Here is a 12006-nt window from a genome sequence, read left to right on the forward strand (position 1 = left end):
GCTTACAGCACAAAATTTTCTATCGCTTTTGCCACGCCGTCGTTATCATTCGTATCCGTAACATAGTTGGCCAGTGACTTCATCTCCTCCGACGCGTTACCAACTACAACTCCGATTTCAGCAAGCTTGATCATCTCAATGTCGTTAGGACTATCCCCACAGGCCATCAGCTCACGAGGCTCAACATCCAATCTTCTCATGAGAAACCGCAAAGCCTCTGCCTTGCTGGTATTGGCTCCTCCAATTTCAAAATTATGTTTAAAAGAGGAAGTCAGGGTAATGTCGTCAATTCTTTCTAAAATTCTCTGCCATTTTTCTTTGTCTTCTGCGAACTCAAAATTGATACTGATATTTTCAATTTGGTGTTTATTCTGAATCATATAATCCCAGATATGGGGAATTGGGTTGCGAGTATTTATGATGTAATCTGCGTCACGATAAGTGGAGCCGTTAGCAACTACGTCTTCATATTCAGCACTGTCGATATACGCCTTACCGCCTACAAAAGTTTCAATAGAAAAGCTAGTATTACGCAGTACCCTTACCACCTCTTCAACGGCATGAGGGGTCAGGTAATTCTCATAAATCGTCTTCCTCGTAGCAAGCTCTGTTATGTGAGCGCCATTAGAAGTCACAATATATTCTAGTCCCTCAATGCCAAAGAGTTGTGCGGGCAGCGACCGAAAAGTACGTCCGGTGGATACGACGATATGTGTCCCCTTTCTCATGGCGTTTTGAAATGCCGTAATGGTTCTCGGTGATATTTCTTTTTGACTGTTTAAGGTGGTTCCATCCAAATCCAGCGCCACCATTTTTATCTTTTTATCTTCCATTTCCATCCCTCAACGCTATAAATTCCGCATTATAAATTCTCACTTTTTTCATCGTACAGCCGTTATCATGACCGGGGTAAATCACAATATCATTTTCCCATTTGTTTACCACATCGCAGATAGAGTATTTCATGTCTGCCTCTGAACCGCCGGCCAGATCCGTCCTTCCCAAATCGGTGTCAAATATGGTATCTCCTGTAAAGCAAACTCGACTTTTTGCTGCCATAATGCATATGCTGCCTCTGGTATGTCCCGGTGTATGCAAAACCTCAAGGCTCTCGCCGTCCAGTTCAAAGGTGTCACCCTCTTTTAAGGTCTGATCCACCACGCCTTTATATACAAAGGCGTCTTCCTCGTGCATAAAAATGGGACACGCTAAAGCGTCTCTGATCGCTTCTGCTGCGCCGACATGATCGTGATGCAGATGCGTCAGCAGGATACCTTTGGGCGCTAACGCATTCTCTTTTATAAAATCGATAAACTTTCTTGGCTGGTACCCAGGGTCTATAATATAGCAATTTCCGCCTGTCTGGCCGTACAATACATATCCGTTGCTCTGCAGGCTTCCGCCTATAAATCTTTTAATTTTCAAAAATATTTCCTCCTTTAGAATCCTAGCGGCAACATGAATCACTTAATTCAATGAACGCTTCCTTGCAGCAACGTATTGCTGCGCAATACTCCTACGCTCGCCCAGCTCGCTTCGCTGTCCGTTTTGCCTTGCCGGCTAAAGCCGGGGCAAAAAGGCAACGCTGTAGGATCATTTGCGTTCATTATACCATGACGATACCTTTGAAACACAGTCGAATGTCATGATTCAATGGTTCCTTCCTCTCGGCAACGCCGTCTGATTCTGGAACCATTATACCAAATACCAAAACCTCTTGCAAATTCAAATGTTTTGAATTAGAATAGTGTAAGTGCTTATACGAAAATTTTGAAATTATAAAGAGGATATAAAGATGAATGTAGCTATTGTTGGCGCCGGCAAACTGGGTTTTAAGGTTGCGGAAGCCTTGCTGGGCGGGGATTATGCTATCACAATTATCGATAAAAATGAGGACGTGCTACATAAGCTGTCCCAGCATTTGGACGTGATGACAATCAATGCGGATGCGAAGGATATTTCTGTGCTCAAAAACATTAACATCAATACCTTTCATTATCTGCTTGCAGTAACCGATAATGACGAGACCAACATCGTAATTTCTGCTTTTGCTAAAAAGCTGGGCTGCAGACATGTCATTGCCAGAGTCAGAGAACCGGAATACATGAATCAATTTGATTTCATAAAAGAAACCATGCACATCGATTCTATCATCAATCCTGATTTGGCTATTACTGTTGAAATATACAAATATCTTGCCGAAAAGTATACCCTGAGCAACGGGATTTTTACTAGCGGAAAGATATCTCTGATAGAATTTCCATCCAAACGGTTTCCAAAATTAGTGGGCTGCAGCATTCCTGAAATCAAAGACTATCTGCCGAATATGCTGATCGCTGCAATTTCAAGAAATGGAAAAGTCATTATTCCCCATGGCGGCGACCACATACAGAATGGCGACTTTCTTTATGTCGTGGGAGAAAAGGATCAGATCATCAACTTAAATAAAAAAGTACACGAAAGAGGCAGATATACTAACCTCCAAAAGGTGATGATCATCGGCGGCGGTAAGACCGGATTTTATCTGGCAGAGAAGTTATCTGAATTCGGAGCTGCCGTGAAACTAGTGGAAAAGAGTAAGGCTCGCTGCCATTATCTTTCCACCCACTTAAATAACGTCATGGTTCTTCACAGCGATGGAACTGACATTTCCCTGCTGGAAGAAGAAAATATGAACGAAATGGATGCCTTTGTCACCGCTACAGGTTACGATGAAGAAAATCTGCTTCTGGCCTTAACTGCCAAACAACATGGGATTGCAGACGTTATCTCCAAGGTCAGTCACGAAAGTTACAAAGGCCTCATCGAACGCATGGGCGTAGATGTCGTACTGAATCCTTTAGATATTACCGCGAGCAATATCCTTCGGTTCATTCAGGGATCAAAGAAAATCATTTCTTCCCTTTTGATTCAGGGACAAGCAGAAATTATGGAAATCATCGCTCATTCTCATATGACCATGATTGGCGTCCCACTTGCAGAACTGGAACTTCCAGATGGCGTACTTATCGCTGCCATTCACAGAGGACAAGACGTGATCATTCCATCTGGAAAAACAAAAATCGAACTGCACGACAAAGTCATCATACTCAGCTTGCTCAGCGAAATTGGCGACTTGGAAAAACTATTAAAGAATAAAAACTAGGAGTTTGAAATGACAGTAAACTTTAATGGTGTCATAAGGATGATGGGAATTTTGTTTCTGGTACTGGGACTCTGCCTGATACCCTCCCTTATCGTAGCATTAGTCTTTCACGAAATGCTGGCGTTTAAATGCTTCGTGTTTACAATCTTACCTTGCTTTGCCATAGGTTTTATATTAATAAAATTATTTCGCCCTTCTCTGATTAAACTAAAGGCCAGAGATGGGTTTCTTATTGTGTCCTTATGCTGGCTGGTAGCCTCTTTGATCGGCGCATTTCCACTTTGGTTCTCTGGCGCGATACCAAATTATATCGATGCCTTTTTTGAGACCTGTTCGGGATTTTCTACCACAGGCTCCTCCATTCTCGCTGATATTGAGGCGCTGCCAAAATCCATGTTGTTTTGGCGTTCCTTCACCCATTGGCTGGGCGGCATGGGGATTATTGTCTTTGCCATGGCCCTGCTGCCGTCCATCGGAGTCGGCGGTCAGCTCATCGCCAGCGCAGAGACTCCCGGCCCAACCTTGGACAAAGTTGCCCCCCGCTTTTCTGATACGGCCAGGCGCTTGTATTTAGTATATCTGTTTTTTACTATTTTGGAGACACTGCTCTTACTTCTAGGCGGCATGAACCTATATGACTCTCTGGTACATACCTTCGGTACAGTTGGAACTGGCGGCTTTTCCTCCTACGGAGACAGCGTCGCCCACTTTTCCAGTCCGTATCTGCAATGGGTGATCACCATCTTCATGTTGCTCTGCGGCATCAACTTCAATTTGTACTTTGTACTGGCAAGAAGAGGGTTAAAGTCCATGATAAGAGACTCAGAATTAAAGCTGTATCTTCTGATAATACTTTCTGTCTCCGCTTTGATTGCAATAAACCTTTTCGCCACAGGCGTTTTTCACGATTTAGAAGAAGGAATTCGTACCGCAGTGTTCCAAGTGGTTTCTATTATCACGACTACAGGCTATGCTACTGCTGATTACGATATTTGGCCCACCTTCAGCAAAATGCTGATTTTCCTGTTAATGCTGGTCGGCGCATGCTCTTCCTCCACTGGCGGCGGAGTAAAAGTAATCCGGGTTTTGATATCGCTCAAACTGATCAGGCGTGGCGTATCTTTGAAACTGCATCCCAGACGAGTAGTTACCGTAACGTTGGGAAGGAAAGAAGTCCCGCAGGAAGTTTCCACCAATATCGCTAACTTTGTGTTTTTCTATATATTCGTGGTATTTATGGGCTCCTTTATCATCTCCTTTAACGGCTTTGATCTGATGACCACCATTTCATCTGTCATCACTTGTCTAGGGAATATAGGACCCGGATTTTCACTAATTGGACCGGTTATGAACTTCAGCGAATTCTCAGGTTTTTCAAAGCTGATCTTATCGCTGCTGATGATTGCAGGCAGGCTGGAACTATTCACATTTTTTATGTTGTTCTCACCGCACTATTGGAACTCCAATAAATCATGATAGAAATTAGAAGGAATCGGAAATGACATATAATCATCGAGTAATATTACGAACCATATCGGTCATCATGCTGTTTGAAGGGTGCGCAATGCTGATACCCCTAGTTTGTGCTGTCTACTATCAGGAGTGGGGTGCAGCGTCGGCATTTTTCTTCACTGCCATATGCTGTATTTGTTTTGGCATGACCGTATTCAAGCATTTGAGATACTATTCATTGAAGATCAAAACCAGAGAGGGCTTTTTCGTCGCCTTCATCTGTTGGTTTTTAGTATGTCTGGTAGGAACAATGCCCTTCGCCTTATCCGAATGCGGTTATTCTTATATTGACTGTATTTTTGAATCCGTATCCGGCTGGACAACCACTGGCGCCTGGGTAATCAATATCGACACCATGCCGCGCTCTTTAGTTCTTTGGAAGGCAATCAGCAACTGGCTGGGTGGCATGGGACTGCTTCTTCTGACGATCTCATTTTTTCCTATCCTTGGCGTACAGGGACAGAAAATGGCGGCGGCGGAAGTGCCTGGTCCTGATCTGGAAAAGATGTCTGCCAGAATCAGCGATACGGCAAAGCTCTCGTACAAAATTTATATCGCTATGACAGTGTTAGAATTATGCCTGCTGCTTCCCAGCGGTTTGACGCCCTTTGAGGCTGCCATCAATACGATGTCGACAATCAGCACCGCGGGGCTTTATAACCTAAACAATGACGTGGTCATTAATTTCACCCCTTATGTGAAAGCAGTATTCACCTTTTTTTCTATTGCCGGTTCCGTAAACTTTATGATGTACTTCTTTATTTCTGTCGGTAAATGGAAACGTGTCGTCAAAAATGTGGAACTGCGAACATATCTGGGACTCTTGACCGGAGGCTCCGTCATCATGGCAATTGTACTGACTGCAAGCGGAACCTATCACTCTTTTTTCAGCGCCCTTGGAGATTCCTTTGTTCAAGCTGTAGCATTCGGTTCTACTTCAGGTTTTGAAATAGCAGATATCAATGTATGGCCGACAGCCTGCAAAATTATATTGCTGGTCCTGCTTCTCATCGGCGGCTGTGGCAATTCAACCAGCGGATCCATCAAGGTCATACGTTTTATTGTATATTTTAAGCTGATCATAAGAGGTATTTATAAGAGAATACACCCCCACGCCATTAGGCCGATCATGATTCAAAACAAACCGGTCAGTGCAGAAAGCGCTTCTTCCATTACCGTGTTTTTGATGTTATTTTTCTCCATCTATATTTTTTCTTCACTGGTGCTGTCTGTAGAAAATCAAGACATGGAGACGACGTTAGCTGCTGCATTGGGGGCGATTACCAACAACGGTACCGGTTTTGGCAATATTGCCGGCGGAAATTTCGGTATTTTTTCCGCATTTGGCAAACTCTTTTCTGCAATCTTAATGCTTGCAGGGAGATTAGAGCTCTATGCCATCATTCTGCTCTTCTCCAGGTCTTTCTGGAATTCTGACAGAGCAAGATCCTAGCGGACTTTGTCTATCAATTTTTTAATCGTTTTATTATCAATCAACGCATAATTAAAATCCTCCTGCAAAACATATGGAAACAGGAGGATTATTTTATGACTGTAAAAGAACTGATGACTACAAGCGTATGCTTTTTAAAATCCGACGCTACAATTCCTGATGCTGCTGCTCTGATGAAAAAAAACAATATTGGCGTTGTTCCTGTCTGTGACAACAGAGGCTGCCTCCTTGGACTGATAACAGATCGAGATATATTAATTCGGGCCCTGGCTTTAGGCACCGGCAGTTTGGAACAAATAAAAGTTTCTGATATCATGACTGCCAGTGTTGTGACCGTCTCTCCAGAAATGAATATACATGACGCAGCCTGCATGTTCTCCAAGAGAAAAGTCCATCGCCTTCCCGTACTGGAAAATGATAGACTGGTCGGTATGCTCTCGCTGACTGACCTAGCTAAGAAAAAAATATTCTTAGCCGAAGTCGGCGATATCATGGGTGCCATCGCATCCAAAAAATAATAGTCCAAAAAGAGCGAAGAGCCGGAATAAAATTCCGGCTAATCTCTCATCTCCATACCCCTATTGATTTTAGTTTCCCCTGTTAATCATGACGATTGCCCCGATTATGGCAATAATCAAAAGAAAGAATGCAATTAAAGACACTGTTATAGTTCTTGTTATCATCTCTACTCCTTTTCAAGTTCATATATTATAGCTTCCCCTTTTGTACCTACATAATATTACTAATAGTAGACAGGGTCAATACCCTTAGACCAAAATTAAGAATTCTTAAGAATTGCATTCCAGTCTATTTCACTGACAATGGAAAAAAATTCACAAATCTGTCACGTAATATAGTTAAATACTTATTGCTTTGTTGTTTGAGATGTTTTAATATATCAATAGAAAGGAATGATGCAATATGACACAAAGAAGTAAAAACAAAAGTAATTTTAAGAAAGGGTCAGTAGAAATGCTGTTGCTTCATCTGCTGAAAACAGAAGGGGACTGTTATGGATATCAGCTGTCACAGCTGATTAATCAGAGATCAAGCGGCGTTTTGGTAATCCCAGAGGGATCCATGTACCCAACATTGTACAAGCTAATCGACAACAACTTTATCACCGATTACAAAAAAACCGTTGGCAAAAGAATGACTCGTGTATACTATCATCTCGAGGAGGCTGGTGAAAAGCGTTTAGAAGAACTTGTAGAAGACTATTTAGAAGTAACAGAAGCAATCCATAAAATTATGGACTTCCCAGTTGAGGAAGCAAAGAACTAAACAAAGAGATCAAATTACATGACAAAGGACTGCCTGTTGGCAGTCCTTTGTTTTCATTCTATTCTTTTACCATTGCAAAATCAATCTGACGATCTTCTGGACTTGCTCCAAGGACAACAATCTTTACCCTGTCCCCCAGAGCGTAGATTTTATGTGACTGTCTGCCAATGACACGATACTTACCTTCTTCATAATCATAAAAATCGTCTTTTAGGCTATCCAGTCTGACCATACCTTCTATGGTATCCGGCAGCTGTACGTAAATGCCGAAATTGGTCACACCACTGATAATGCCCTCGTAAATTTCTCCCACTTTGCTCTGCATATACTGAGCCTTCTTCATCTTCTCTACTTCTCGTTCCATCTCCTGAGCCGTCCGTTCTGTCAGGGAGGCAGTTTCCGAAGCGATTTCCGCGTCCTTTTTAAACTTTTTCAGAAGCTTTTCTGTGGTCTCGCCATTGATTGACGCCTTAATAATTCTGTGAATCATCAAATCTGGATATCGTCTGATCGGCGAGGTAAAGTGGCAGTAATAGGAGAAAGCTAAACCGAAATGTCCCGCACATTCAGTGCTGTAAAAAGCTTTCTTCATGGATCTGAGCATTACTGTACTGACAATATTCTCGTATGATTTTCCTTCTACCTGCTGTAAAATCTCATTGAGCAGCCGTGGGTGAATATTGTCAGGATTTCCGGCCAGATTAATTCCAAAGCCGGCTAAAAAAGCCTTCAGTTCTACAATTCTCTCTGTATCAGGTTTCTCGTGCACACGATAGACAAAAGGATATTCCATCCAGTAAAAATGCTCTGCGACCGTCTGATTGGCAGCCAGCATGAATTCTTCAATCAGTCTGTTTGCCGTACGGCGTTCTTCAATGCCAATTTCCACGGGGATTTCATCACGGTCTAAGAGAATTTCCGCTTCATCAAAATCAAAATCGAGGCTCCCCTTCTCTTTTCGTTTATTTCTGAGAATCTCTGCTAATTTTTCCATCAAAAGCAATTCCTCGTAAATAGAGGAGTACTTATCTATCAATTTCTGATCTTCTTTTTCTAAAATATCAGAAACATCGTCATAGACCATTCTCGCTTTGGAGTTAATGATACTTTCAAATATTTCGTGCTTGACTACGTTCCCTTCCTTGTCGATTTCCATCTCACAAGTTAAGGTCAGCCTGTCTACTTGCGGATTTAAGCTGCAAATGCCATTGGATAACACCTTAGGCAGCATAGGCACTACCCGAGAAATCAGATAGACACTGTTGCCGCGCTTGAGCGCTTCTTTGTCCAAATAACCATCTGCCTTGACGTAATGGCTGACATCGGCTATATGGACGCCCAACAGGAAATTTCCATTCTGTAATTGTTCTACTGATACGCCGTCGTCCAAATCTTTGGCAGTAGCACCGTCGATGGTGATGATCGTCTTGTTGCGAAGATCCCTGCGCCTTTCAATTTCTTCTCCAGTTATCGGTTCTTTTGAACGGGCCTTTGCCTCTGCATTTACCCTGCTGGGGAATGTTTCAAAGAGACCGTGGGCACGGATCAAAGACTTAATCTCCCCCCCGCTTTCTCCAAAACGAGAAATGACCTCTGTAATTTTACCCTCAGCACTGACGTTTTTTTCCGGATACTTGGTAATCTTTGCGACGACCTTATCGCCGTTTTGAGCATTTCTAAAATCCGATTTTCGCACGAATACATCGTCCGTATTTCTTTTGTCGTCAGGAACCACGAATCCAAATCGCTTATTTCTTTGAAAAGTGCCGACTACTTCTGTATTTGCTCTTTCGATTACCTTGTCAATAATACCTTCCTTGTTTCTAACCCAAAGGTACTTTGGCAGCAGATCAACCTCTACTGTGTCGCCATGCATGGCGCCTCCCAGGTTGCTCCTTCCAATAAATATATCTCCCCCTTCTTCCTGCCTTACAAAGCCAAATCCTGCTTTATTCTTATCCAATACACCGATTGCTTTTTCAATTTTTATCTTTGTTGTTTTCTTTCTCATACCTCTATTGTAAACCAAAATAGCCAAATTTACCACTAAATTCGCAAATGAAAAAACGCAGACAAGATCTGTCTGCGCTTTACACTGTCTTCGCATCTGAGACAGCCCCATGAAATTATTACTATAAAGTTGTCTTAGTTCCATTATCGGCAGTGTTTTTGCTGACGTCTCCATTGTTGTTGACGTTGTTCTTGACGTTATTGTCGTTTCTGTTGTTGTCGACACCGTCTTTGATGTCATCAGCAGCATCGCGGGCACCATCTTTGATGTCGTCGCCAAGATCCTCAGCACCCTTTTTCACATCATCTGCGCCGTTTTCTAATCCCTGTTCAACACTGTTCTGTTTGTCGTCAGGAATGCCATCATTGTTAGCATCTTTACTTCCGCAGCTTGTGAACACTAAAACTGTCACTAGTAATAAAGCCATTAGAAAAAATCTGGTCTTTTTCATTTTTAAGCTCCTTTCTTTTTTCTAATATTATTATCTAATTCTGCGCAAAAAATATGAAAGGTATTAATCGGTAATTTTAATTTAATAATGTTTTTTTACAATAATTTTTACGATTAGGATTTATGATTAATATAGTATCGTCCATAATATTCAAAAGTGTTTCTGCATCATTGTCCATCTTGTACGCCATCTCTTCATTGTATAGAGGAATTGCCTGATAAAAGTTTACTTCACTGCCATCTGGCATGCTGCAGATATTGGCAGTTTCTTCAAAATTTGCCGGATTAATCAGCATACAGCCACACAGCTGCGTGCTCTCATCAAAAGATTCCCCATTGTCCACAGTATGCCCCCATCCCAGCCAGGTATCTTCAGATATAGGCAGACGCGCTAAAACTTTTAACATTCTGATAGGCCAATACCATTTTTCATCATCGCTTTGCAGATTCCAATCCGGCGGCAGACAGACTGCCAGCTCAGCTCGTTCTAGCTTGTACTCAGCAAGTTCCTCTGGTACGTTCATCCAATGTGCCCCCATGCCCATGGTTACGAGAACATAATAATTTCTCTCCTCTGACGGTGGTATCATGCAGATGTCCACGTGTATATCCGGCGAGATGATTTCATGAAATACACTGTCAAAGTCTCCGAAGTTCTGCGTAATGTGATTTTCAATGACCTCCATCTCTTCTTCAGAGTACAACTCGGGATTATACTCCTGTTGTTCCATTCCCTCTTCGCGGAGGATCTCTTCCTTTGACATGTTTAGGAAGTATTGCGCATCGTCATCATCAGGATCAAGTTCCAAAGTGCGCGCAAAGGCAGCAGCAGCTTCATTAAAACGATTATCGAAATAACAGGCATACCCCAGCCTGTAATGCCACAACGGATCTTCTTGACCAATATCGCTCACCATTTGTAACAGCTGTATTGCCCTATCGTAGTCTCCCGCTTCTCCACGGTTATTGTATGCTCTGGCCAGATGGCAGATTGTCTCATAATCGTGCTCTTCCATGTCTTCAATGGTATCAATAATCTTCTGATATTCGTCCGTCTCATGCCAAATATTCAATTGCTCCAATAGTTTTTCTTCCATTGTTATCCCTCCGGGTATTGTATTTTCAAGTCTTTCCATTTTCCAGCTGTACATCTGACGTCAAAACAAAATTTCCATTCCATATGTATATCCGCACGAATCTGCCCTTCTAGGGTTAATCCCACCAAAAATACCAAATCGTCGACTTGGACAGGCAATCTGCTAGTTCTCCAATGCTGCAGTCTTCACCGCACTGATCTACTCTGTCCGGACAAAATGCATATTGCTCTAAAGCCAAATCCTTTGCTGCTTCTCTTTCCACTGTTTCCTGCGTATAAAACTCCAGCTGGTCATGGCTCAATGCAGCCGGAACGGCGCCATAGGTTTCATACCAATATTTTGATACAGCCATCAATTCTAAGGTATCGGGGCATTCGTTCCAGCCCCCAAAAGGCAGATAGGCATATATTTCCCATGGGTTCTCCACAGGTATACAGGCCAAAATCACAGGCGCTGTCAATCTCGTCTCATAGTTCCAATAAGAAAGAAATTGATGCAGAGGCTCACCGCCGGCGAACTCTCCCATGACTTCCTCTTCCCAATCAAAACCGTCTTCCTCCGCATCTTCTTTTCTTTCGCTGATCATACCGTCAACGCATTGTCCTCCATCAGGCAGGGTAAATCCCAGCATCTTTTTTCTGTAGGCGTCAATGACATCGTGATGGAGTACTTCCTCACTGCATTCACTCTCAGGATCACTGTTCATCAGAAGGCATTCCCAAAGTATTTCATCTGGAGTCACCAGGATTGGAAAGAAGCCTTCTTTTCTTCCCTCATCCAGCTTCTGAAGATATGTTTCTTTGATTTCATCGTCATCCTGCATTGGTGCAAGCACTTCACAATAGCAGTCTAAGTAGTCAATAAATTGCTGTATTAATTTTTCTTCCACGATATACCTCCTCCCTCCCGGTCTGTAAGACAGGATTCCATAAATATGTACTCGTTTTTGCAACAACGTCGTTAAGATCGTGTGTTCATTATACCATGTGCATTCCGCTGAAAATAGAATCGAAGCACCTGATTCAATGAACACTTCCCTGCAGCAACGCTGTTT

Annotated in this window: 11 protein-coding genes; 5 read left to right on the plus strand and 6 right to left on the minus strand. The window is 42.6% G+C overall.

Features of this window, described 5'->3' with window-relative positions:
* Nucleotides 1-2 precede the first annotated feature (2 nt).
* Complete coding sequence (locus BN6539_RS20215) at nt 3-833, minus strand: HAD family hydrolase (RefSeq protein WP_067542495.1); 831 nt, start codon at nt 831-833, stop codon at nt 3-5.
* Entirely contained in the window at nt 823-1425 is a 603-nt protein-coding gene (locus BN6539_RS20220) for an MBL fold metallo-hydrolase (protein ID WP_067542498.1), read from the minus strand. The genes BN6539_RS20215 and BN6539_RS20220 overlap by 11 nt, the downstream gene beginning before the upstream one ends.
* A gap of 370 nt (nt 1426-1795) precedes the next feature.
* Here BN6539_RS20220 and trkA point away from each other — a divergent pair, with 370 nt between their 5' ends.
* From trkA to BN6539_RS20245, 5 genes are all read left to right on the plus strand, one after another.
* Entirely contained in the window at nt 1796-3145 is a 1350-nt protein-coding gene (gene trkA / locus BN6539_RS20225) for a Trk system potassium transporter TrkA (RefSeq protein WP_067542501.1), read from the plus strand.
* A 9-nt stretch (nt 3146-3154) separates the two neighbouring features.
* The gene (locus BN6539_RS20230; RefSeq protein WP_067542504.1) at nt 3155-4621 is read left to right on the plus strand and encodes a TrkH family potassium uptake protein; all 1467 of its coding nucleotides are present in this window, start codon (nt 3155-3157) and stop codon (nt 4619-4621) included.
* 22 nt (nt 4622-4643) lie between these two features.
* The gene (locus BN6539_RS20235; protein ID WP_082907642.1) at nt 4644-6110 is read left to right on the plus strand and encodes a TrkH family potassium uptake protein; all 1467 of its coding nucleotides are present in this window, start codon (nt 4644-4646) and stop codon (nt 6108-6110) included.
* Nucleotides 6111-6205: 95 nt separating this feature from the next.
* A complete protein-coding gene (locus BN6539_RS20240) occupies nt 6206-6628 on the plus strand; it encodes a CBS domain-containing protein (RefSeq protein WP_067542514.1) in 423 nt (140 codons plus the stop codon).
* Nucleotides 6629-7031: 403 nt separating this feature from the next.
* Entirely contained in the window at nt 7032-7394 is a 363-nt protein-coding gene (locus tag BN6539_RS20245; RefSeq protein ID WP_067542517.1) for a PadR family transcriptional regulator, read from the plus strand.
* Nucleotides 7395-7452: 58 nt separating this feature from the next.
* On the opposite strand, the gene rnr is transcribed toward BN6539_RS20245, so the two are convergent.
* From rnr to BN6539_RS20265, 4 genes are all read right to left on the minus strand, one after another.
* Nucleotides 7453-9405, minus strand: a complete 1953-nt coding sequence (gene rnr, locus BN6539_RS20250) for a ribonuclease R (protein WP_182435523.1) — start codon at nt 9403-9405, stop codon at nt 7453-7455.
* 121 nt (nt 9406-9526) lie between these two features.
* The gene (locus BN6539_RS22665) at nt 9527-9856 is read right to left on the minus strand and encodes a hypothetical protein (RefSeq protein WP_067542522.1); all 330 of its coding nucleotides are present in this window, start codon (nt 9854-9856) and stop codon (nt 9527-9529) included.
* 76 nt (nt 9857-9932) lie between these two features.
* Entirely contained in the window at nt 9933-10952 is a 1020-nt protein-coding gene (locus BN6539_RS23275; RefSeq protein ID WP_067542524.1) for a suppressor of fused domain protein, read from the minus strand.
* A 115-nt stretch (nt 10953-11067) separates the two neighbouring features.
* Nucleotides 11068-11841 (minus strand): DUF4253 domain-containing protein, encoded by a 774-nt coding sequence (locus BN6539_RS20265; protein ID WP_067542526.1) that lies wholly within the window; start codon nt 11839-11841, stop codon nt 11068-11070.
* Between the last annotated feature and the right edge of the window lie 165 nt (nt 11842-12006).

The organism is Emergencia timonensis, from assembly GCF_900086585.1.
GTDB lineage: Bacteria > Bacillota > Clostridia > Peptostreptococcales > Anaerovoracaceae > Senimuribacter > Senimuribacter timonensis.

What these genes read in the sequence shown, in the direction of transcription:
- BN6539_RS20245 (WP_067542517.1), top strand. Translation starts at nt 7,032, where the DNA reads ATGACACAAAGAAGTAAAAACAAAAGTAATTTTAAGAAAGGGTCAGTA.
- BN6539_RS20230 (WP_067542504.1), top strand. Translation starts at nt 3,155, where the DNA reads ATGACAGTAAACTTTAATGGTGTCATAAGGATGATGGGAATTTTGTTT.
- trkA (WP_067542501.1), top strand. Translation starts at nt 1,796, where the DNA reads ATGAATGTAGCTATTGTTGGCGCCGGCAAACTGGGTTTTAAGGTTGCG.
- rnr (WP_182435523.1), bottom strand. Translation starts at nt 9,405, where the DNA reads ATGAGAAAGAAAACAACAAAGATAAAAATTGAAAAAGCAATCGGTGTA.
- BN6539_RS20215 (WP_067542495.1), bottom strand. Translation starts at nt 833, where the DNA reads ATGGAAGATAAAAAGATAAAAATGGTGGCGCTGGATTTGGATGGAACC.
- BN6539_RS22665 (WP_067542522.1), bottom strand. Translation starts at nt 9,856, where the DNA reads ATGAAAAAGACCAGATTTTTTCTAATGGCTTTATTACTAGTGACAGTT.
- BN6539_RS23275 (WP_067542524.1), bottom strand. Translation starts at nt 10,952, where the DNA reads ATGGAAGAAAAACTATTGGAGCAATTGAATATTTGGCATGAGACGGAC.
- BN6539_RS20240 (WP_067542514.1), top strand. Translation starts at nt 6,206, where the DNA reads ATGACTGTAAAAGAACTGATGACTACAAGCGTATGCTTTTTAAAATCC.
- BN6539_RS20235 (WP_082907642.1), top strand. Translation starts at nt 4,644, where the DNA reads ATGACATATAATCATCGAGTAATATTACGAACCATATCGGTCATCATG.